This window comes from Aeromonas sp. S15(2024) (assembly GCF_041402265.1).
GTDB classification, from domain to species: Bacteria; Pseudomonadota; Gammaproteobacteria; order Enterobacterales; family Aeromonadaceae; genus Aeromonas; species Aeromonas dhakensis.
Genome location: NZ_JBGLQY010000003.1, coordinates 400,632 through 422,317, shown reverse-complemented (window position 1 = coordinate 422,317; position 21,686 = coordinate 400,632). Strand labels below are relative to the sequence as shown.

Here is a 21,686-nt window from a genome sequence, read left to right as displayed (position 1 = left end):
GAAGTAGCCTTGACCACCGATCGGGAACTCATGATGAGTCGCAAGGCGTGATGTGGCGCGGGTTTGCGCCAGATTGTCACTTGCAACTGATCAGGAGGCTTGCTATAAAACCTCCACTTGTTGTGGCCAGGGAAATCGGCGCCGCAGCGATGTTCGATAAAAGGGGAATATAAGAGTGAATAAATCTCAACTGATTGACAAGATTGCAGACGGTGCTGATATCTCCAAAGCCGCTGCTGGCCGTGCGCTGGATGCTTTCATTGACGCCGTCGGTGAAGCGCTGAAAGAGGGTGACCAGGTTGCTCTGGTTGGTTTCGGTACTTTCGCCGTGCGCGAACGTGCTGCCCGTTCTGGCCGTAACCCGCAAACTGGCGCGACCATCGAAATCGCCGCTGGTAAAGTTCCTGCCTTCAAAGCCGGTAAGGCCCTGAAAGACGCGGTCAACTAAGCCGGGCGCTGATTCTACATCGGCTACCGTCCTTGGTCACAGACCAGACAAGTGAGAGGGCTCTCCCTCATACTGATTGACCAAGGCGCATCGCAATCGGTGCGCCTTTTCATTATTTACGCCCATCGAGTTCGGGAGCATAAGTACAAACATGATGTTGGATAAACTACGCGAAGGGGCGCAGGGCAAGGTGGCCAAGGTTATCTTGGGCCTGATCATCCTCTCCTTTGCCTTGGCCGGTGTAGGTAGCTATCTGAACGGTCCGGCCCGTACCGCCCCCGCCACCGTCAACGGCACGGATATCACTGCCGCGGCACTGGAAAATGCCTACCGCAACGAGCGCGCCCGCATGGAGTCCCAAATGGGGGAGTCCTTCAATCAGCTGGCCGCCAATCCAGATTACATGAAACAGTTCCGCCGCGGCGTACTGGACAGACTGATCGATCAGGCCCTGTTTGACAGCAAGGCCCGTGAACTGGGTCTGCGGGTCAGCGATGAGCAGATCAAGCAGGCCATCGTCGCCATGCCCGAGTTTGCCGAAGAGGGTAAGTTCAACAACGATCGCTACCTGCAGCTGATCCGCCGTGCCGGCATGACCCCCGAGATGTTCCGTGACTCCCTGCGCCAGGACATGGTGCGTCAGCAACTGATGGGCGCCCTGCTGGGCACCGAATTTGCGCTTAAGGGTGAAGCCGAGCAACTGGACAAGCTCTACAACCAGACTCGCGACCTGCGTCTGGTGCGCCTGGCCGCCTCCGCCTATCTGGGTGACGTAAAAGTCTCCGATGAAGAGGTGGAGCAGTACTACAAGGCCAACAGCAACCGCTTCATGAACGACGAGCAGGTCAAGGTCGACTATCTGCTGCTGGACGCCGCCACCCTTGGCAAAGACGTCAAGGTGAGCGAGCAGGATGCCCAGGACTACTACGATCAGCACCAGGATCTGTTCCAGCGTGCCGAGCGTCGTCATGTGGCTCATATCCTGATCCCGTTTGGCAAGGACGAGAAAGCCGCCGAGCAGAAGGCTGAAGCCGTACTGGCGAAAGCCAAGGCGGGTGACGACTTCACCGCGCTGGCCAAGGCCGACTCCTCCGATACCTTCTCCGCCAAGAAGGGCGGCGAGCTGGACTGGTTCGAGAAAGGGGTGATGGATCCGGCCTTCGAGAAGGCGGCATTTGCCCTGGCCAAGGCCGGCGATCTCTCCGCCGTCGTCAAGAGCCCGTTCGGCTTCCACGTCATCAAGCTGCTGGGGGTTGAACCGGCCCAGACCAAGCCGTTTGCCGATGTGAAGGCAGAGACCATCAGCCGTCTGCAGAGCGACAAGGCCAAGGAGCTGTTCTTTGCCGAGCAGCAGAAGATGGCCGACAGCAGCTTCGAGAACCCGGACTCGCTGGACTTGACCGCCGAGACCATGGGCCTCAAGGTGCAGTCCACCGGTTACTTCAGCCAGGCTGATGCCCCGGCACCGCTCAATGATCCCAAGGCGCTCTCTGCGGCCTTCTCCGAGCAGCTGCGCGATGACAACACCAACTCCGACGTGATCGAACTGGCTGACGGCAAGGCGCTGGTGATGCACATCACCGGTCACCAGCCGAAAGCGGCCAAGCCGCTGGCGGAGGTGAAAGAGCAGGTGATTGCCGCCATCAAGCACGACAAGGCCAGTGAAGTGGCCCGTGGCAAGGCGCAGGGTCTGCTGGACAAGCTCAAGGCCGGTGAGAACATCCAGCCCGAGCTGACTGCACTGGGTCTGAAGGTGGAGAGCCACGATGGCGTCGCCCGTTTCGCCCAGGATCTGGATCAGAACCTAGTGGCACAGGCCTTCCGCATGCCTCATCCGGTCGATGGCAAGCCGAGCGTCGAGCTGGTGACCGAAGCCAATGGCGACCGCGTGGTGGTGGCCCTGGACAAGGTGACCGTCGCCAAGGAGCCGTCCGGCATGGCCAAGCTGCTGCAAGGCCAGCTGGGTCAGGGCAAGGCTCAGGTGAGCTACAAGTCTCTCATCGACGAGCTGCGCAAGTCTGCCAAGATCGAGTACTTCATCGACGTGGAAGCCACGGTCGAATAAGTCGAACCGATCCCAGTCGATATGAGAACGGCCCCTTGATGGGGCCGTTTTTTTATCTGCGCGCGGCAGAAGGGGTGGGATGTGCTGCCCCTTCTGGCCGAAGACCAGCTGCCAGGCCGAAGATAAGCTGCGAGAGCCAAACCCTTGGCTCTTCTGGTCTGCATCCCAAGAGGGAGCCTTGCCAACAGGCATAAAAAAACCGGCAACGCGTGCCGGTTTTTATCGTGCTGCCTGAAGGTCGGGGTTACACCACGCCCTGGGTACGCAGGTAATCCTCGTAGGTGCCGCCGAAATCGCGGATGCCGTTCTCGGTCAGCTCCAGGATGCGAGTCGCCAGGGAGGAGACAAACTCACGGTCGTGGGAGACGAAGATCAGGGTGCCCTTGTACATCTCCAGCGCCAGGTTCAAGGATTCGATGGATTCCATGTCCAGGTGGTTGGTCGGTTCATCCATGATCAGGATGTTGGGGCGCTGCATCATCAGCTTGCCGAACAGCATGCGGCCCTGTTCACCACCGGAGAGCACCTTGACCGGCTTCTTGATGTCGTCCTGGGAGAACAGCAGACGGCCCAGCACGGAGCGTACGGCCTGCTCGTCTTCGTTCTCCTGTTTCCACTGGGCCATCCAGTCGAACACATTGAGGTCGGTGTCGAAGTCCTCGGCGTGATCCTGGGCGTAGTAGCCTATCTGAGCGTTTTCGGACCACTTGATGGTGCCGGTATCCGGTGCCAGTGCCCCAACGAGGGTCTTGATCAGGGTGGATTTACCGATACCGTTGGTACCCAGAATGGCTACCTTCTCGCCCACTTCCAGCATCATGTTGAGCCCCTTGAACAGGGGGCCGTCGCCATAACCCTTGGAAACGCCTTCGATCTCCAGGATGTTGCGGTAGAGCTTCTTCTCCTGCTCGAAGCGGATGAAGGGGTTCTGACGGCTGGAGACCTTCACTTCCTCAATCTTGATCTTGTCGATCTGCTTGAGGCGAGAGGTGGCCTGGCTGGACTTGGAGGCGTTGGCGCTGAAACGGGAGACGAAAGATTGCAGATCGGCGATCTGGGCCTTCTTCTTGGCGTTGTCGGCCAGCAGACGCTCACGGGCCTGGGTAGCGGCGGTCATGTACTCGTCGTAGTTGCCCGGGTAGACGCGCAGCTCGCCGTAGTCCAGATCCGCCATGTGGGTGCAGACGGAGTTCAGGAAGTGACGGTCGTGAGAGATGATGATCATGGTGCTCTCGCGATCGTTGAGCACCTGTTCCAGCCAGCGAATGGTGTTGATGTCCAGGTTGTTGGTCGGTTCGTCCAGCAGCAGGATATCGGGGTTGGAGAACAGCGCCTGTGCCAGCAGCACCCGCAGTTTCCAGCCCGGTGCCACTTCGCTCATGGGGCCGTTGTGCTGCTCGATGGGAATGCCGGCACCCAGCAACAGCTCGCCTGCGCGCGCTTCGGCGGTATAGCCGTCATACTCGGCGACCAGGCCTTCCAGCTCGGCGGCCTTCATGTAGTCGTCGTCGGTCGCTTCCAGGTTGGCATAGATGGCGTCGCGCTCGGCGATGGCGGCCCACAGCTCGGTGTGACCCATCATGACCACGTCCAGTACGCGCATCTCTTCGTAGGCGAACTGATCCTGACGCAGCTTACCGATCCGCTCGTTGACGTCCAGGCTCACATTACCGCCAGTGGGCTCCAGATCGCCGCCGAGGATCTTCATGAAGGTGGACTTGCCACAGCCGTTGGCGCCGATGAGGCCGTAGCGGTTGCCGCCGCCAAACTTGACGCTGATGTTCTCAAACAGCGGCTTGGCGCCGAACTGCATGGTGATGTTGTTGCTTGAAAGCACTGGAATGTCCCGGTTGATCTGTCAAATGGCGCGCATTATGGCACAGATCCCCCGAAAGTTTTAGCAAGAACTGTGATCCGGGTCTATTGCAGGGGGGATTTGGATGGTGGTGCTGGGCACTCGCGCACCCTGGCGGCCATGGCCGCGTCGTTCGGACAGCAACGGGCACTAACCGCTGTCTGTCGGCATGAAAAAAGCCGGCCCTGAGGCCGGCTTGCAACTGTCAATGGAAGGCTCAGTGGGAGCTGGCGCTGGCGGCGCCAAGCCCGGTCTGGGAGCGGACGAACTGCGGGAAGAACTTGGCGTGCTCGTCGGCGGCATTTTGTGACTTGTCGGTCACCGAGAAGAACCAGATCCCGACAAACGCCAGCCCCATTGAAAAGAGGGCGGGGTACTCGTAGGGGAAGATGGCCTGGGCGTGACCCAGCACCTTCACCCACACGGTCGGGCCCAGGATCATCAGGCTGACTGCACTCACCAGCCCCAGCCAGCCGCCATAGACGGCGCCGCGGGTGGTCAGGCGTGACCAGAACATGGAGAGGAACAGCACCGGGAAGTTGCAGCTGGCGGCGATGGAGAAGGCCAGTCCCACCATGAAGGCGATGTTCTGCTTCTCGAACAGGATGCCCAGCCCGATGGCGACCACACCCAGCACTATGGTGGTGAGCTTGGAGACGCGCAGCTCGTCGGCTTCGTTGGCCTTGCCCTTCTTGATGACGCTGGCATAGAGGTCGTGGGAGACCGCAGAGGCACCGGCCAGGGTCAGCCCGGCCACCACCGCCAGTATGGTGGCAAACGCCACGGCGGAGATGAAGCCCAGGAACAGGCTGCCACCTACCGCATCGGCCAGGTGAATGGCCGCCATGTTGGTGCCGCCGAGCAGGGCGCCGGTGGCATCCTTGAAGTCGGGGTTGGTGCTGACCAGCAGGATGGCGCCAAAGCCGATGATGAAGGTGAGGATGTAGAAGTAGCCGATGAAGCCGGTGGCATAGAACACCGACTTGCGGGCCTCTTTGGCGTCACTCACGGTGAAGAAGCGCATCAGGATGTGGGGCAGGCCGGCGGTACCGAACATCAGGGCGAGACCCAGCGAGATGGCGGAGATGGGATCGGCGACCAGGCCGCCCGGGCTCATGATGGCGATGCCCTTCTCGTGCACCTTGACCGCTTCACTGAACAGGGTGCCGATGTCGAAGTTGACCGACTTCATCACCATGATGGCCATGAAGCTGGCACCGGAGAGCAGCATCACCGCCTTGATGATCTGCACCCAGGTGGTGGCCAGCATGCCGCCAAACAGCACGTAGAGCACCATCAGGATGCCGACCAGCACCACGGCCACGTGGTATTGCAGGCCGAACAGCAGCTCGATGAGCTTGCCGGCACCGACCATCTGGGCGATCAGGTAGAGGGCGACCACCACCAGCGAGCCGCTGGCGGAGAGAGTGCGCACCTCGGTCTGCTTGAGGCGATAGGAGGCCACGTCGGCAAAGGTGTACTTGCCGAGGTTGCGCAGCCGCTCCGCGATCAGGAACAGGATGATGGGCCAGCCCACCAGAAAGCCGATGGAGTAGATGAGACCGTCGTAGCCGGAGGTGTAGACCAGCGCCGAGATGCCGAGGAAGGAGGCGGCGGACATGTAGTCACCGGCGATGGCCAGACCGTTCTGGAAGCCGGTGATGCGCCCGCCGGCGGCGTAGTAGTCGGCGGCCGAGCGGTTGCGCTTGGAGGCCCAGTAGGTGATGAACAGGGTCGCCGCCACGAAGACCACGAACATGATGATGGCCGGGATGTTGAGGGGCTGGCGATGCACTTCGCCAGTCAGCGCATCGGCTGCCAGCAGGGGGAACGATGCCAGCAGGGCCGGCAGCAGCAGAAACTTGCCTTTCATGATTGCACTCCCTTGAGGATCTTCTGGTTCAGTTCGTCAAACTCGCCGTTGGCCCGAAACACGTAGACACCGGTCAGCACGAAGGCGGACAGGATGAGACCTATTCCGACCGGGATGCCGCGGGTGACGGAAGATCCTTCGCTCAAGGGGGTGCCAAGCCAGCCGGGGGCAAAGGCGATGAGCAGGATGAACGCCAGGTAGAGCCCCAGCATCAGGATGGAGAGGGACCAGGCAAAGCGCTGGCGCTTGGCGACCAGCGCCTGGAAGTTGGGATCTTGCTGGATCCGAAGATAAGGTTGCTGTTCCATTGCAGTGCTCCATGACGTTGAGTGTCAGCGGTGGATGAGGGGGTTCCCTACCGGGCAGCCTAAGCTGCCCATGTAACCAAAATGTGAATCAAATGTTATTTATGGACAATTAGACTTTGGGATAAGCCAGTGGCCCGCCCTGATGCAGGCGCAGGAAGATGAGGGCCGCGGTGATGGCGTCGCTGAGGGCGTCGTGGGCGGGCAGGGGGGGAAGTGCCAGATGGTGGCAGATCGCCGCGAGATGAAGATCGATGACGGCCTCAGGATAGCGGCGATAGAGGTGATCGTGGTAGAGCCGGCTCACTTCTATGCCTCGCTGCGCCAGGGTCAGCCCCCACAACTTGCGGCAGGCCAGGTTGAGGATGCGCAGATCATAGGCGATGTGATACCCCACCAGTTCACGGGGGCCGATGAAGGCAAGCAGCTGATGCAGCGCGGCTTCCAGCTCCATGCCCTGTTGCAGATCCTGATGGCGCAGACCGTGGATCACCACCGACTCGGCGGTGAGGTTGCCGGGTGGCAACACCCGCAGGGAGAGCGCTTCGCCGGTAAGCAGCCGGTTGCCCCGAATGCGCACCGCCCCGATGGCGACGATCTCGGCCCGGTCGGGATCCAGGCTGGTGGTCTCGAAGTCGAGGGCCACCCACTCGTCGGCCGGGGGGGCGGCAAAGAGCGGGGCGAACGCCGAGGCGTGAAAGCGGCGGCCAAGCCAGTGACGACGCAGGCGGCTCAACACGCTATTGTCTCAGACGAAAGTGCAAGGTGAGCCACTGCTGGAATTTCTTCACCTGATGCAGCGCCTGGCGCAGCAGGTCCCGCTCGCCATGGCTGAGATCATTGACCTGCACCCGGCTCTCCCCCTCCTTGAGCTGGCTGCGCAACCTGAGCCGCACGAACAGTCTGAACGCCTCCGCCAGATCGGCGCCAAAGCTGGCGCTGAGCCGCTCTGCCGTCACCAGCGCCTCGATCCGCCCCAGGGTGGAGGTCTCCAGGATGGCGGCTTCCAGCGCCAGCATGCGGATGCCGTGCACCAGCGGGAAGAGGCCGCCACGTTTCAGATCCAGCCCCTCCGGTGCCCGTTCCAGCCGGCCAAACAGGGTGAGGGGGGCGTGAAAGGCGACCGCCGGTCGCACCATCTCCGCCAGCAGATCTCCCCGCTCGGCCAGCTGCTCGCGCAACTTGCGGGCAACGGGGGGAAGGAGGGCGCGATCGCCCGCGATGGGGTGGGCGTCGGCCAGGGTGGCCAGCCAGAGCAGATCCGCCTCCCTGGCTTCGACGCAGGCCCGCTCGATCTCCTGCAGCCAGCCGTCGAGGGGTTTGACCCAGGCGGGGTTGTTGACCATCACCCGGCCGGGGCAGGGCGGGTAGCCGAGCCTGGCTAGCAGCTCGCTGAAGGCGGCCAGATCGGCCTGCTGGGTGGGCCAGGACAGGTCGGCGGGCAGGATCAGGGCATTGTCCTGATCGGTTTTGAGGATCTGCTCGCCGCGCCCCTCCGAGCCCAGCATCAGCAGGCAGACCCGCTCCTGCACCTCGGGCGGGATCACCAGCGCGAAGGCCTTGGCGATCAGCTGCTCGTTGATGGTGGCGATGAGCTTCATCAAGAAGGCGGTGTGGATCCCCTGGGCGAACAGGGAGCGGGTCAGCTGCTGCTGTTCACGGGCCACCGCTTCCAGTGCTGGCAGGGTGTCGGCGCGGGCGATGCGCAGGGTCAGCACGTGGGAGTGGGTGGAGAAGAGGCCGAGCACCTGGGTCAGGTGCAGGATCCCCGCCACCTCCTGTCCCTGCCAGACAACCAGCCGCTTGATGCGATGACGGGTCATCAGCAACAGGGCATCGAACAGATAGCTGCCCTGGGCCAGCCCGATCAGCGGGGTGGGGGTCAGCACTGCCAGCGGCGCCGTCAGCGGCAATCCCTTGAGGGTGAGGGCGTGCAGCAGGGTCTTGCGGGTTGCCAGGCTCAGGCTGCCGTCCGTGGCGGGGTAGAGCAGGCAGTCGGTGCCCCTGGCCACCATGGCCTCGGTGGCGGCCAGGAGCGACAGGCGGCTGTCGACGATGAGCGGCGGCTGCAGATGGCCGGGTTCGATGCGGGTCAGGATGAACTCCGCCAGATTCTTCTGGCCCAGCTGGGCGCGCTGCTCCTGCAGCTGCTGTCGCTGTGCCAGGCTGGCGGTGAAGTAGCGGGCGAAGGCGTCGTTGCCTTCACACAAGGCCAGGAAGGTGTCGCGGGGGATCAGCTGGCAGAGCAGATCTTCCAGCGCGTTGAACTGGTGGCGACAGTGGCCGTCGAACTGGGCGCGCACGTCGAACATGTCCCCTTCGCCGTAGTCGCCGAACTGATGGTGGGGGGTCGACTCCTCCACCGCCCCCTTGATGACGAGGTAGAGGCCGGGCGGGGCGTCGCCGGCCTTTAACACCGGCTGGCCGGCGCGAAAGTAGCAGATGGAGAGGGCCTGCCCCAGTTGTTGGCGCTCAGGCTCGCTCAGGCAGTCAAACGGCGGACGGGCAAAGTTGAACAGAGTGGTCATGGCAATCCTTGGCCGGTGGCGTCAAATCAGTCTGACAAAGCGGCGTGCTGCCGGCCAGCCGACTTTAGTCGCACGGCCAGCCGATCCCATGGGCCGCTGTACCTGATGATAACACTCTGATAACGTGGTGGTATGACCAGTGTGAGCTCAGGAGAGGACAGGGGAAAATGGAAAAACCAAGGGTCAAATGCGAGATCCGGGACGGCATCGCCGAGGTGATGCTGGCGCGGGGCGACAAGCTCAATGCGCTGGACAGGGCCATGTTCAGCGCCATCGACGGGGTGCTCGAGCAGTTGCGTCAGCACAAGGGGTTACGGGCGGTGATCCTGCACGGGGAGGGGCGGGCCTTTTGCGCCGGGCTGGATGTGAAATCCATGCTCAAGCAGCCGGTGGCGGCGCTCGAGATCTTAAAACGCGAGGCGGATGAAGCCACCAACCTGGCCCAGCGGGTGGCCTATGGCTGGCATCAGCTGCCGGTGCCGGTGATCGCCGTGACCCAGGGGGTCTGCTTTGGCGGTGGGTTGCAGATCGCCCTTGGCGCCGACTTTCGGTTCAGCACCCCCGATTGCCGCTTCTCGGTGATGGAGATCAAGTGGGGCATCATCCCCGACATGAGCGGCAGTGTCACCCTGCGCAACCTGATGGGGGTGGATACCGCCATGGAGCTGGCCATGAGCGGGCGCGAGCTGCCGGCGCCGGAGGCCAAGTCCCTCGGGCTGGTGAGCCGGGTCTGCGACGATCCGCTGGCCCAGGCGCGGGAGTTTGCGAGGACCCTCATCACCAAGTCCCCCGACGCGCTGGCGGGGATCAAGCAGCTCTACAACCAGGCCTGGGCCCGCAGCGACGAGGCGATGCTCAAAGAAGAGACCCGGTTGCAAAAGCAGATCCTGGGACGCCCCAACCAGTGGCGCGCCACCCTCAACAGCCTGTTTCGCTGGCGTCTGCCGTTCGGGCCGCGCCGCAATGCGCTCTGAGAGACAGGAATGAACAAAAGAAATGGCAGCCGAGGCTGCCATTTTTGTTGGGTGAGTCTTAAGCGATCAGGAGATCTTGCGATCCTGATCCGGCTCGAACGAGTGACCGGATTTCTCCTGCTCCAGGTTGTCTTCGGAGCGGTGACCAGACCAGTAGTCGGCGTTCTTGATGCCGAGCTTCTCCGGGTGGAACACCGGATCCAGCCCCTGGGCCTGCTGGGCCTCGTAGTCTTTCAGACAGGTGAAGGCGGTCTTTTGCAGCAGCAGGATGGCGATGATGTTGAGCCAGGCCATCAGGCCGACCCCGATGTCACCCATGCCCCAGGCCAGATCGGCGGTCTTGACGGTGCCGTAGACGATGGCCGCCATCAGGCCGAGCTTCAGCAGGAAGGTGAGCCAGGGGCGGTTAATCTTGCGGTTGACGAACGCTATGTTGGTCTCGGCGATGTAGTAGTAGGCGACGATGGTGGTGAACGCGAAGAAGAACAGCGCGATGGCCACGAACATGCTGCCAAAGCCCGGCATCATGCTCTCCATGGCGGTCTGCACATAGCCTGGGCCCGCAGCCACGCCGGCAATGCCGGTGTAGAGCGCCGCGCCATCCGGCCCCTGCACGTTGTAGAGGCCGGTGATGAGCAGCATGAAGCCGGTGGCGGAGCAGACGAACAGGGTGTCGATGTAGACGGAGAACGCCTGCACCAGGCCCTGCTTGGCCGGGTGGCTTACCGCGGCAGCGGAGGAGGCGTGCGGACCGGTACCCTGGCCTGCTTCGTTGGAGTAGACCCCGCGTTTGACCCCCCACATGATGGCCAGACCCAGAATGGCACCGAAGCCGGCATCCATCCCGAACGCGCTCTTCCAGATCAGCAGGATCACGCCCGGCAGCGCATGGATGTTGAGGGCGATGATGACGCAGGCGACGATGATGTAGCCCAGCGCCATGAAGGGCACCACGGTACTGGCGAAGCTGGCGATGCGCTTGACGCCGCCGAAGATGATGAAACCGAGCAGCAGCGCCAGACCGGCGGCGGTGACGTTCGGATCGATATCAAATGCAGTCTGCAGACTGGCGCCGATGGAGTTGGCCTGCACCCCTGGCAGCAGCACGCCGCAGGCGAAGATGGTGGCGATGGCGAAGGTCCAGGCGAACCAGCTCATGCCAAGTCCCTTCTCGATGTAGAAGGCCGGGCCGCCGCGGTATTCGCCGTTGATCTTCTCTTTGTAGACCTGACCCAGGGTGGACTCCACGAAGGCGGAGCTGGCGCCGAGGAAGGCTACCATCCACATCCAGAACAGGGCGCCCGGGCCACCGAAGGTGATGGCGGTGGCGACCCCGGCGATGTTGCCGGTACCGACGCGACCGGCCAGGGTCATGGCCAGCGCCTGGAAGGAGGAGACCCCCGCATCCGTGCTCTTGCCATCAAACATCAAGCGGATCATCTCCTTGATGTGACGCAGTTGCAAAAAGCGGCTGCGCAGGGAGAAGTAGAGGCCTACCCCCAGACACAGGTAGATGAGCGCAGGGCTCCAAATCACACCATTGATGGCATTGACGATCTCATTCATGTACAACAACTCCTTTGTTGTGCTGTCTTGTTGGCGGGGTCTCTGCCCCGCTCCCTTAAATTTCAGGTGACCCTGGAGTCACTCGTTATGATTGGGGGCCGGTTGGTGGCGGAAGTTTCCACTGGCCAGTCCGCGGGTTTTAACATATCGATTTGTGCAAGGGCTTCCTAGCGAAATATGTTGTCACCTTGTTAATTTGTGAATTGACATTAACAAATCGTGATGTGGTTGGACAAAATGCGGTGTCAACCCGGTATCATCTCCTCTTTCATCGGCATGCCCGTGGGGGAGAAGCAGAGCAAAATCGAGGCCAAGGATGCAAACAGAGAGAGAGACGGCGGTGATCCGCCCGGCCTGCGCCGGGGATGTGGCCGCCATGGCCGACTTGTTCGGCCAGCTGGGCTACCCGGTCAGTCCACAGGAGTTGGGGGATCGCTGGCTGACGCCAGATCCGGCTCGCGAGGTGTTGGTGGCCTGCCTCGATGAGGGGATCGCAGGCGTCTTGGTGTGGCATTGCCTGAACCCGCTGCACGTTGCACCAGAGTGGGGCCTGATCTCGGCGCTGGTCGCGATGAGGGTGCAAGGGGAAGCGGCGTGGGGGCCGCCCTGCTGGCCGTGGCAGAGAGCCATGCACAGGCGCGGGGGTGCAGCCAGCTGGAGCTCTCCAGCAGCCTCAAGCGGGAAGGGGCCCATCGCTTCTATCTGGCGCAGGGGTATGTCGAGCGTCCGAAACGGTTTGTGAAAACAGTCTGATCAGCAAGAGGAGTCTGCGTGTTCTGGTCTCGCTTACGAAGTGTGTTTGGTGGTGCGTCCCGGCAAGATGAGCAGGGGCCGGATGCCCTGGAGTGGCAGCAGGCCCTGGCCGCAGTGCCCATTTTGCAGGGCTTTTCCCGGGAGGAGGAGGAGACCCTGATCGGGTTGGCGCAGCAGCTGCTGGCCCGCAAGACCCTCACCCAGATCGGGGTGACGCTTACCCCCCGCCAGCAGGCGGTGCTGGCCCTGCAAGCGGCGCTGCCCATTCTGCATCTGGGGCTCGACTGGTATCGGGGCTTTCACGAAATCATCCTGATCCCCGAGCCTGTGGTGCGCCGCCAGCAGGTGCAGGACGAGTTCGGGCTGGTGAGCGAGGTGGAAGAGGAGAACGCCGGCGAATCCTGGCCCCAGGGGCCGCTGGTACTGGCCTGGAGCGAGCTGCAGCAGGACGGGGACTGGGACGGCTTCAATCTGGTGATCCACGAGCTGACCCACAAGCTCGACATGCTGGGAGGGGAGGCCGACGGGGCGCCGCCGCTGCCGGCAGGCATGGATCCGCGCCAGTGGACGAGTGCGCTGCAGGCAGCATTCGATGCCATGCAGGCGCAGCTGGATCGCCATGAGCCTACCGCCATCGACCCTTACGCCGCCTCGCACCCGGCCGAGTTCTTTGCGGTGTGCAGCGAGTGCTTTTTTACCGATCCGCTGCGCCTGCGCGATACCTATCCGGCGGTGTACCAGCAGTTCACCCGCTTCTTCGGCCAGCAGCCGGCGACGCGTTTTCCGGCGACCCGACTGCTGGCGGGTGAGCCCGAGTATCACGGCTAGTCGGGTGAACCTGGCAAATCGCGCCCAACAATAAGGCACCCCGCGGGGTGCCTTTTTCGTGACAGCTGTGTCGGCCGGGTGCTTAGGCAGCGGCTTTGAGCTGAACGGCGGCGGCTTTTTTGTGATCGCCGATCGGCAGCACGGTGCGGCCGAACTGCTCGTTGATCACGGTGGCCATGGCCAGGTAGATGGCGCTGGCGCCGCAGATGATGCCTTCGAAACCGGCGATGGTGCCGATCAGGGTGCTGCCGGTGAAGTCACGGGCGGCCAGCAGGAAGAACAGCACGGTCAGGGAGGCGAACACGAACTGCTTCACGCGCGGGTAGTTGACGGTCCCGATCAGCATGAACAGGGTGAACATGCCCCACATCAGCAGGTACCAGCCCATGTAGGCGTGCGGAGTGGCTTCGGCCAGACCCATGGTCGGCATCACCAGCAGGAACACCAGGCTCCACCAGAAGGTGCCGTAGGAGATGAAGGCAGTCACACCGAAGGTGTTGCCGCGCTTGTACTCCATGATACCGGCGATGATCTGGGCCAGACCGCCATAGCACAGGCCCATGGCCAGGATCATGGCGCTGATGGGGAAGAAACCTGCGTTATGGATGTTCAGCAGAATGGTGGTCATACCGAAACCCATCAGACCCAGAGGGGCAGGGTTGGCCAATTTTTCGCTCACGTGGCGTTCTCCAAAAATAGAGGTGGGGGTTGATAAAAGACGCGCGATTTTAGGCAGGCTCTTGGCCTCGGGCAAGAGGCGGAAGGGACGAAACAGTAAAAAAATAACGGAATTTTTTACCCGGCTGACCATTCGTGCGATCCAGGTAGATGACAGGTGAATGAATGGTGCGAGCAAGGTTGAAAAATTGTATTGATCAGAACGTTTCTGAAAGTTTCATACAGTTCGAGACGATGGGCTGAGCCGCGCTGTCTACCTATTTCCATCGCCAAGCCTGAGCACACATGAGTCCAAAAAATACGCTCATATGCCATCAGACAAGAGGCGTCAATGACCGGTTCAATACAAACGACCTGACTGCCTGTCCGCGGCTTCGGCATGGTTGAGCAAGGGGCATTGCGCCGGGCGAGTGAGCTGACGAGATGGATATCTGAAACAAGGGGTCAGGATGGGGGTGATAAAGTGTTGAACGCGAGCTTGGGTCCTGCAGTTTGCCTTATGCAGTGACGCAGATTGTTGCTGGATAGCCGAGAGGGCTGGCCGGATGAAGGGGGAAGAGAAGGAACGCGGGGCATGCGCTTGGCAACAGGTCTCGAAAGGAGGGCTCAATCCCAAAGAAGAGGGGGAATGGCATCCCCCTCATCCTGCTGATGCCACCGGCTCAATCATCCAGGGTCAGCACCACCTTGGCCTCCTTGTCGGCCTCCTTGACCTGGCTGTCCAGCACAAATAGCCGCTCCGGCGCGATCCCCTGGCGGTCTACCAGAAACTCCTTGGTGTTCTGGGCGCGGCGCATGGCCAGATTGCGCAGGGACTTGGCGGTGATGAGCTGCTGATCCCGCAGCAGGAGCACCGCCTGGGTGCGCAGGGCCGGACTCGCTTCATCGAGCTTCAGCCGATCGGCCAGATCCCCGAGATCTTCGTTGAAACGCGCCTCATAGGCCTCTGCCAGTGCCGATTGCATGGCGGGGTCCTGCTCCAGCAGATCGAGATCCACCGGGTTGCCGGTGATCTTGGCCAACACCCGCTCGAGCTTCTGGCGCTGCAATATGGGGCGCTCCTCGTTGAAGTTGACCTTGCCGCGAATGTTCATGCTGAGCTTGGGTCTGTCCTTGAGGGCCTGTGCCAGCTTGGTCAGCTTCTCCTGCTGGGTGGGGGTGAGATCCGGCTCACCAGGCAGGAAGGGCAGCTCGTCCAGATCCTCGCTGCCACCCGCCAGGGAGGCGAGCAGCGAGAAGGGGGAGGTGACCGCCTTGCGCAGGGTGTTGCCAAGCACGTCCCAGAAGATGTTGCCGAGGCTGAAGTCAGGCTGATCCAGATTGCCCTTTACCTTCAGGTTCATCTGGATGACGCCATTGGCATCGCTCAGCAGGGCAACCGCCAGCCCCAGCGGCAGATCCTTGGCCTGCTCGCTCTTGACCTTTTCCCCCAGTTGCAACTTCTTGATGGTGATGTCGTTGTCCCCCTCCAGCCGGTTGCCGTGCAACTGGTAGTTGAGCTTCATGGAGAGCTGGCCCTTGTCGATGGCGTAACCGGCGTAGGTGCTGGAGTAGGGGGTGAAGGTGGTGAGCTCCAGGTTGTTGAAGGTGACGGCCACGTCCAGCACCGGCTGCTCGATCAGCAGGTTGGTGCCGCCGCGAATGGTTACCGGGGCATAGCGGTCCACCTTGCCGTTGAAGGCCAGCTCGGAGCGCTGGCCCGGGATGTTGCTGATGTGGCGGCTCTGGCCACTGAGGGAGGCGATGTCCACCACGAATTCCGGGCTCAGGCTGCGATCGGCAAAGCGCAGGTTGCCCTGCTCGGTGCGCACCTGGGCGATGCTGACGCGGGGGGCCGGCCCGCTGCTGGCGGGCTTGGCCGTGGCCGGTTGCGGCAGCAGCAGTTGCTGCACGTTGGTGACCCTGTCCTCGTTGATCTCGATGCGGGCGAAGGGTTTGCGCAGCAGGATGTCGTCGATCTTCACCTGCTGGCTGATGCCGTCGTAGTGCAGGCCGCTCAGTTGCAGTTGCTCAATTTGCAGCAGGCGCTGGTTGTCGGCCCGATCCAGCACGTTGAGCCGATCGATGTCGAGCCCGCCGCTCAGCTCCAGCTTGCTCAATGCCCCCTTGGCATCGGTGGCCAGCGCCAGCTTGGTGCGGCTGGCAAGCTGGCCATCGCGCACGCGGATGCGCAGCAGATCTTGCAGATAGGGCTGGGCCCAGCTGAGCGGCAGACCCTGTTGCTTGATCTCGCCGTTGAGGCTGAAGGGCGCCAGGGCGAGGTCGCCGTCAAAGTCCAGTTTTGCCTGGTTGTTGAGCGCCCCGCTCAAGGTGAGCGGGCTGCTCTGTCCGCTCTGACTGCCCAGCGGACCCAGGGCCAGCGTCAGGGCGGAGAGCTCGCGCAGCAGCGGCTTGCCGCTGCTCGATTCGGTCAGCTTGAGCTGGCCCTGTTCGATGCGGGTCTGCTTGAGGCTCCAGCGCCAGGGTTTGGCCGGGGCGGCCGGTTTGGCGGCTTTACTGGTTTTGACCGGCGGCTGCGGGATAAGCAGGGTCGCCAGATCCAGCTGCTGGTTGGCATCTAGCACGGCACTGACGGCCGGCGCCTTGAGCGTCACCCGGTCGATCTGCAGCGCCTGCTTGTTGCCGTCGAGCGCGATGCCGGTCAGCGCCAGCTGCTTGAAGCGGGCAAATTCGCCGCCCTTGCGGCGCTGGAGTTGCCAGTCATTGAGGGTCAGCTTGCCCTTGGATAGCTGCCAGCTGAGCCCCTGCTTGCCCTCGGTTATCTGGTAGGAGACTTCGGCACTGGCTTCGCCCCTGGCCAGCTTGACGTCGAGATAAGGGGCCCAGAGCGGGGCGAAGGGGGCGAGCGCCAGTTTGCCCAGGCTGATCTTGCCCTTGCCGGCGCCGTTTATGATGTCGAGCTCACCGCTCGCCTTGAGTGGACTCTGCTTATTGAGGGTGGCTCCTAGCACGAAGGGGTTGGCGCGGCCCGGGGCTGTGGAGAAGGTCGGCAATTGCAGGTCGAGCCCGCTCAGGGCCAGGGTGGGCACCCAGCCGGGGCTGCTCTGCTTGCGGCTGTCCTGATAGGTGATGTGACCCTGCTCGGCTGCCAGCCGGTTGATCTGCACCAGCAGGGGGGCGCCACTGTCGGTGGTCGCGGCGTCACCCGGCGCAAGCAGGCTGGCCAGCGCCTCGGTCAGGTTGAAGCGAGCGTCTTGGCCGCGATCCGCCAGTCGCACCAGATTGACCGTCGGCTTGACCAGCAGTGCCTCATCGAGGATCAGGGCGCGCTGGCGCCAGCTTTCCCCTATCAGGGGGGTGAGCTGCAAGCGATCGAAAGCGACGAGGGGCTGCTGCTGGTCATCAAACAGGGTGGTGGAGCCGATGGCGAGGGAGGGGTGGCGCAGGCCGACGTCAATCTCCCCCAGGCTCAGGTGCAGACCGTAGTGTTTGGCCAGCCAGGCCGGCAGGTGGCGCTGGGTGAGGGTGGGGGCTTGCCATAACAGAATGAGCAGAGAACAGAGCAGGGCGGCGCAGAAGTAGAGAGCGTAGCGCAGCAGGCGGGCACGCAGGGGCTTGGGCATGAGGGTCTCCAATTGATGCGCATAGGGTAACAAACTTTCAGGTCATTATCATGGTGCCACTTGATTCTGTACGCCGTACCTTGTCCAGAGGCTTGCCAGTTTTCCGCTCTTTTCAAGCGCATCCAGCCACAGCTCCAGCTGCTGCACCGAGACTCTGCTATCCGGGCTGAGCAGGGCCCGCAGCGCGTATTGCTGATCCCATTTGTCCGATCGCAGCAGGCGTGCGGCCTGTTCCGGTTGTTCTTGCTCGAACTGGTTGAGGTAGGAGAGGTTGATAATGGCCACCTCGCCGCGCCCCTTGAACAGCCCCTGCAGGGCGCTGACGTTGTCCTTGACCAAGGTGATGTTGAAGCGTCGCTTCATGTTGCCCGGTGTCGCGTCGAAGTCGGCGATGCCGTAGTGATAGCCGCTGACCCCGATCAGCTGGCGTCGCTCCAGATGATCAAAGAAGGATTGATCCCGCCCCGGCGCCTTGAGCGCAACATAGATCTCCCCACCCAGCAGCAGCGGACGGGTCATCAGCACCTCATCGGCATGCCAGTCCCAATGGATGTCTTCAAACAGGATCAGGGAGAAACGACCGAGGGCCAGCGCCTGGTAGCGGTGAGTGGCGGAGGTGGGTACGAAGACGAAACGCACGTCCCGCTGGATGTCGTTGAGCTGGGCGATAAGATCCAGGGTCAGCCCGTGATAGCCGTCGTTCGCATCCTTGATCACAAAGGGAGCATAGGGGTAGCCGCCGACCCGGATCACAGGGTGGCCCCATGCCCCGTAGCAGAGCAGCAGCAACAACCAGCACCAGCGTTTCATCGGGGCTCCCGGAAGGGGGTAAATAACCCCAGATTCGGTTAATCTGCGCCAGTTTTCAAGCCGTTAAGGGAATTTACGCAGCGCTGCTCGGCCGCCTCCAGCTCGGCCATCACCATCTGGATATCCTCCAGCTGCTGGCGCAGGGAGTGGCGCTTGGTTTCGATGAGCTGGATCATGGAGTTGAGCTGGGTCTTGCTGGAGCGGTCGGTGTCATACATGTCGAACAGCTCGCGGATCTCCGCCAGGCTGAAGCCGAGGCGCTTGCCGCGCAGGGTCAATTTCAGGCGGATCTTGTCCTTGTGGCTGTAGATGCGGGTCTGTCCCTCCCGGGTCGGGGTGATGAGCCCCTCGTCCTCGTAGTAGCGGATGGTGCGCGGGGTGATGTCGAACTCGTGAGCCAGCTCGGAGATGCTGTAGGTCACCTCCTTGCCGGCGAGTCCGTGGGCGAGGGTGTTGGGCATGGCGGGGCTCCTTAGTGCGGGGATGAGTGCGGGGATGGCTGGCACAGCCGCGTGCGCAGCCGCTCGGCATTGGCGTGCAGGGCCCGGCCGACCCGAGAGCCGTTGGGGCGGCCGAGCTGCTCGCTCACCCACTGGCCGGTGGCGGCCAGCTTGTCGAGATCGACGCCTGTGCTCATGCCAAGGCCATGAAGCAGGTAGACCACCTCCTCCGAGGCGACGTTGCCGGAGGCGCCGGGGGCATAGGGGCAGCCGCCAAGCCCGGCCACCGAGCTGTCGATGGTGCGGATGCCACGCTCCAGCGCCGGCAGCAGGTTGGCCAGCCCCTGGCCATAGGTGTCGTGAAAATGGACCGCGAGCCGGCCGGCCGGGATCTCGTGCAGCACCGCATCCAGCATGGGGGCCACCGTGCCCGGGGTGCCGACGCCGATGGTGTCGCCGAGCGATATCTCGTGGCAGCCCAGATCCAGCAGTCGCTCAGCCATGGCGGCGACCCGCTTGGGCCGGGTCGGGCCGTCGAACGGGCAGGCGATGACGGTGGAGAGGTAGCCGCGCACCTTGATGCCGAGGCTGCGTGCCTCCTGCACCAGGGGGGCGAAGCGCACCAGCGACTCCTCCACGCTGATGCCGATATTGGCCCGGGTAAAGCCGTCCGAGCAGGCGGTGAAGAGGCCTATCTCGTCGGCGCGGGCGGCGATGGCGGCCTGCAGCCCCTGCAGATTGGGCACCAGGGCGCCGTAACGGGTTGCAACCTTGCGCGGCAGGGCGTCGAACAGTGCGGCGGAATCCGCCATCTGTGGCACCTTTTTGGGGGAGACGAAGGCGCCCACCTCGATGCGCTGCAGCCCGCTCTCGGCCAGCCGGGCGATGAGCTCCAGCCGCTGCACCAGCGAGAGGGTCGCAGTTTCATTTTGCAGGCCGTCCCGCGGCCCCATCTCCACCAGGCTGACCTTGTCGTCCCGGTTCTCCTGTGTTCGGTTCATTAGCGTACCTCCTGCTCGGTCTGCTCTTCGGCAAAGCGCACCAGCACGGCGCCCTGACTCACCTGTTCGCCCTGGCGGCACTGCAGTGCTTCGATCACCCCATCCCGGTCGGCCTTGAGGACGTGCTCCATCTTCATGGCCTCAAGCACCAGCAGGGGCTGCCCCTTGCTGACCGGCTGGCCGGCCTCGACCTGCAGCGCCACCACTATGCCGTGCATGGGGGCCAGGATGCCGGCGGCGCCGCCCATCTCGTGATCATGGTGCAGCTGATGATGCTGATCATCGGCCGAGAAGCGGATGCGCCTGCCCGCCAGTTGCAGCAGATAGTCGCCCTCGCCGAGGGACTGCAGTGGGTAGCGCAGCCAGTTGCCGTCCTGCTGCAGGCGTATGTGATCCGGCCCAAGCTCGAACGGGATCTGTTCACCCTGCCAGAGCAGGGCGCCTGCCCGCTCGGTGAGGGTCAGCACGCGGGCCTCCTCGCCGATGCGCACTGCTGCGCTGAAGCTGCGGGTGGGGCCCAGCCGAAAGCCTGTTGCCTGCTGCCAGGGGGAGGCATCGCGCTGGCGACTGGCGAGCCAGAGGGCGGCGAGCGGCCAGGCGAGCGCCGGAACGGGCAGGGGGTCGGTGGGAATGGGCCACTGGGTGTGGTGGCCCATCGCCAGCACCTCGGGCTCTTCGCACAGGCGCAGCAAGAGCGGGCCGTTATGCACCAGGGGGCCGAGATCCAGCGCCGCCAGCGCGTCGGCCAGGCTGGCAAAGGCTTCGCTGCGACTCGGTGCATGGACGATCAGCTTGGCGATCATGGGGTCGTAATAGGGGCTCACCGCATCGCCGGCGCCGACCCCGGTATCGATGCGCACCCCCTTGGGCCAGCTGAGCCACTGGATGGGGCCGCTGGCGGGCAGAAAACCGGCGGCCACGTCCTCGGCGTAGAGGCGCGCCTCCACCGCGTGGCCGCGCAGCACCACCTCATCCTGGGTGAGTGGCAGCGGCTTGCCTTCGGCCACCGCCAACTGCCAGGCCACCAGATCCTGGCCGGTGACGGCCTCGGTGACCGGGTGCTCTACCTGCAGCCGAGTGTTCATCTCCATGAAGAAGAACTCCTCCCCGCACAGCAGAAATTCGATGGTACCGGCTCCTCGATACTTGATGGCCCGGGCGGCGGCGACGGCCGCCTCGCCCATGGCACGGCGCAGCGCCGGAGGAATGTCGGGGGCGGGGGCCTCCTCGATCACCTTCTGGTGGCGGCGCTGCAACGAGCAGTCCCGATCCCCCAGATAGATGGCGTTGCCGAGAGTATCGGCAAACACCTGCACCTCCACGTGGCGGGCGCAGGCGAGATAGCGCTCCAGCAGCACGTGGTCGTCACCGAAGGCAGAACTTGCCTCCCGCTTGACCGCCGCCAGGGCGTCGTCAAAGTCGGCCAGCTGATCGACCCGGCGCATCCCCTTGCCACCGCCGCCACTGGCCGCCTTGATAAGGAGTGGAAAGCCCACCAGGCTCGCCTGATCGCGCAAAAACTCTGAGTGCTGATCCGCGCCGTGATAACCGGGCAGCACCGGCACGCCGGCGGCCTGCATCAGCGCCTTGGCGCCGGACTTGTCGCCCATGGCGAGAATGGCGGCGCCACTTGGGCCGATGAAGCGAAAGCCCCGCTGCTCGCAGGCGGCGGCAAAGTCGCTGTTCTCGGAGAGAAAACCGTAGCCCGGGTGGATGGCGTCGGCGTTCGCCTGCTGGGCTATGCGCAGCACCTTGCCGGTGTCGAGGTAGCTCTCCCGGGCGGGGGCCGGCCCCAGATGCCAGGCTTCGTCGGCTTCGCGCACATGCATGGCGCTGGCGTCGGCGTCCGAGTAGAGGGCGATGGTGTGAATGCCGAGGCGCCGGGCGGTCTTGATGATCCGCACGGCGATTTCGCCGCGATTGGCGATCAGCAGGCGCTTAATTGGAGTGTGGTTGGTCATGCTTGCTCCCTGTTGTTCAAGGCGCACAAGTGCAAAGC

General features: G+C 63.1%; 16 protein-coding genes and 1 pseudogene. 5 read left to right on the top strand and 12 right to left on the bottom strand.

Annotated features, from left to right (window positions below):
• Positions 1-175 precede the first annotated feature (175 nt).
• Positions 176-448 carry a nucleoid-associated protein HU-beta gene (gene hupB, locus ACB033_RS09210; protein WP_005315375.1) on the top strand — a complete coding sequence of 91 codons (273 nt, stop codon included), beginning with the start codon at positions 176-178 and terminating at the stop codon, positions 446-448.
• A gap of 151 nt (positions 449-599) precedes the next feature.
• Positions 600-2,513 (top strand): peptidylprolyl isomerase, encoded by a 1,914-nt coding sequence (gene ppiD, locus ACB033_RS09205; RefSeq protein WP_162519919.1) that lies wholly within the window; start codon positions 600-602, stop codon positions 2,511-2,513.
• Between the two features lie 244 nt (positions 2,514-2,757).
• Here ppiD and ACB033_RS09200 read toward each other — a convergent pair whose 3' ends face one another.
• The 5 genes from ACB033_RS09200 to ACB033_RS09180 form a co-directional block, all read right to left on the bottom strand.
• Positions 2,758-4,350 carry an ABC-F family ATPase gene (locus tag ACB033_RS09200; protein WP_010633798.1) on the bottom strand — a complete coding sequence of 531 codons (1,593 nt, stop codon included), beginning with the start codon at positions 4,348-4,350 and terminating at the stop codon, positions 2,758-2,760.
• A 235-nt stretch (positions 4,351-4,585) separates the two neighbouring features.
• Complete coding sequence (locus ACB033_RS09195; RefSeq protein WP_017779662.1) at positions 4,586-6,241, bottom strand: cation acetate symporter; 1,656 nt, start codon at positions 6,239-6,241, stop codon at positions 4,586-4,588.
• Positions 6,238-6,549, bottom strand: coding sequence for a DUF485 domain-containing protein (locus ACB033_RS09190; protein WP_017779663.1), 312 nt, complete (start codon positions 6,547-6,549; stop codon positions 6,238-6,240). Before ACB033_RS09190 ends, ACB033_RS09195 begins: the two co-directional genes overlap by 4 nt.
• 109 nt (positions 6,550-6,658) lie before the next feature.
• Complete coding sequence (locus ACB033_RS09185; RefSeq protein WP_139725826.1) at positions 6,659-7,285, bottom strand: 3'-5' exonuclease; 627 nt, start codon at positions 7,283-7,285, stop codon at positions 6,659-6,661.
• A 1-nt stretch (position 7,286) separates the two neighbouring features.
• Entirely contained in the window at positions 7,287-9,074 is a 1,788-nt protein-coding gene (locus ACB033_RS09180; protein ID WP_099359317.1) for a putative nucleotidyltransferase substrate binding domain-containing protein, read from the bottom strand.
• A gap of 167 nt (positions 9,075-9,241) precedes the next feature.
• Between ACB033_RS09180 and ACB033_RS09175 the strand changes: the two genes are divergently transcribed.
• On the top strand, positions 9,242-10,048 hold the full coding sequence (locus ACB033_RS09175; RefSeq protein WP_054544788.1) for a crotonase/enoyl-CoA hydratase family protein: 807 nt from the start codon (positions 9,242-9,244) through the stop codon (positions 10,046-10,048).
• Between the two features lie 66 nt (positions 10,049-10,114).
• Here ACB033_RS09175 and ACB033_RS09170 read toward each other — a convergent pair whose 3' ends face one another.
• A complete protein-coding gene (locus ACB033_RS09170) occupies positions 10,115-11,614 on the bottom strand; it encodes a sodium:alanine symporter family protein (protein WP_017779667.1) in 1,500 nt (499 codons plus the stop codon).
• A gap of 316 nt (positions 11,615-11,930) precedes the next feature.
• Here ACB033_RS09170 and ACB033_RS09165 point away from each other — a divergent pair.
• Positions 11,931-12,367: pseudogene (locus ACB033_RS09165) on the top strand (GNAT family N-acetyltransferase).
• Positions 12,368-12,385: 18 nt separating this feature from the next.
• Positions 12,386-13,195, top strand: a complete 810-nt coding sequence (locus ACB033_RS09160; RefSeq protein ID WP_139725829.1) for a zinc-dependent peptidase — start codon at positions 12,386-12,388, stop codon at positions 13,193-13,195.
• Positions 13,196-13,277: 82 nt separating this feature from the next.
• On the opposite strand, the gene ACB033_RS09155 is transcribed toward ACB033_RS09160, so the two are convergent.
• From ACB033_RS09155 to ACB033_RS09130, 6 genes are all read right to left on the bottom strand, one after another.
• Positions 13,278-13,874 (bottom strand): GPR1/FUN34/YaaH family transporter, encoded by a 597-nt coding sequence (locus tag ACB033_RS09155; protein ID WP_017764320.1) that lies wholly within the window; start codon positions 13,872-13,874, stop codon positions 13,278-13,280.
• Between the two features lie 661 nt (positions 13,875-14,535).
• Positions 14,536-17,436 carry a DUF748 domain-containing protein gene (locus ACB033_RS09150; RefSeq protein ID WP_139725830.1) on the bottom strand — a complete coding sequence of 967 codons (2,901 nt, stop codon included), beginning with the start codon at positions 17,434-17,436 and terminating at the stop codon, positions 14,536-14,538.
• 48 nt (positions 17,437-17,484) lie between these two features.
• Positions 17,485-18,246: an ABC transporter substrate-binding protein gene (locus tag ACB033_RS09145; RefSeq protein ID WP_139725831.1), complete on the bottom strand. Its 762-nt coding sequence runs from the start codon at positions 18,244-18,246 to the stop codon at positions 17,485-17,487.
• Between the two features lie 38 nt (positions 18,247-18,284).
• Complete coding sequence (locus ACB033_RS09140) at positions 18,285-18,707, bottom strand: MerR family DNA-binding transcriptional regulator (protein WP_005301493.1); 423 nt, start codon at positions 18,705-18,707, stop codon at positions 18,285-18,287.
• 11 nt (positions 18,708-18,718) lie between these two features.
• Positions 18,719-19,687 carry a hydroxymethylglutaryl-CoA lyase gene (locus ACB033_RS09135; RefSeq protein ID WP_025201625.1) on the bottom strand — a complete coding sequence of 323 codons (969 nt, stop codon included), beginning with the start codon at positions 19,685-19,687 and terminating at the stop codon, positions 18,719-18,721.
• Positions 19,687-21,648, bottom strand: a complete 1,962-nt coding sequence (locus ACB033_RS09130; RefSeq protein WP_139725832.1) for a biotin carboxylase N-terminal domain-containing protein — start codon at positions 21,646-21,648, stop codon at positions 19,687-19,689. Before ACB033_RS09130 ends, ACB033_RS09135 begins: the two co-directional genes overlap by 1 nt.
• Positions 21,649-21,686 lie beyond the last annotated feature (38 nt).

What these genes read in the sequence shown, in the direction of transcription:
- ppiD (WP_162519919.1), top strand. Translation starts at nt 600, where the DNA reads ATGATGTTGGATAAACTACGCGAAGGGGCGCAGGGCAAGGTGGCCAAG.
- ACB033_RS09195 (WP_017779662.1), bottom strand. Translation starts at nt 6,241, where the DNA reads ATGAAAGGCAAGTTTCTGCTGCTGCCGGCCCTGCTGGCATCGTTCCCC.
- ACB033_RS09190 (WP_017779663.1), bottom strand. Translation starts at nt 6,549, where the DNA reads ATGGAACAGCAACCTTATCTTCGGATCCAGCAAGATCCCAACTTCCAG.
- ACB033_RS09180 (WP_099359317.1), bottom strand. Translation starts at nt 9,074, where the DNA reads ATGACCACTCTGTTCAACTTTGCCCGTCCGCCGTTTGACTGCCTGAGC.
- ACB033_RS09175 (WP_054544788.1), top strand. Translation starts at nt 9,242, where the DNA reads ATGGAAAAACCAAGGGTCAAATGCGAGATCCGGGACGGCATCGCCGAG.
- ACB033_RS09170 (WP_017779667.1), bottom strand. Translation starts at nt 11,614, where the DNA reads ATGAATGAGATCGTCAATGCCATCAATGGTGTGATTTGGAGCCCTGCG.
- ACB033_RS09150 (WP_139725830.1), bottom strand. Translation starts at nt 17,436, where the DNA reads ATGCCCAAGCCCCTGCGTGCCCGCCTGCTGCGCTACGCTCTCTACTTC.
- ACB033_RS09145 (WP_139725831.1), bottom strand. Translation starts at nt 18,246, where the DNA reads ATGAAACGCTGGTGCTGGTTGTTGCTGCTGCTCTGCTACGGGGCATGG.
- ACB033_RS09140 (WP_005301493.1), bottom strand. Translation starts at nt 18,707, where the DNA reads ATGCCCAACACCCTCGCCCACGGACTCGCCGGCAAGGAGGTGACCTAC.
- ACB033_RS09135 (WP_025201625.1), bottom strand. Translation starts at nt 19,687, where the DNA reads ATGAACCGAACACAGGAGAACCGGGACGACAAGGTCAGCCTGGTGGAG.
- ACB033_RS09130 (WP_139725832.1), bottom strand. Translation starts at nt 21,648, where the DNA reads ATGACCAACCACACTCCAATTAAGCGCCTGCTGATCGCCAATCGCGGC.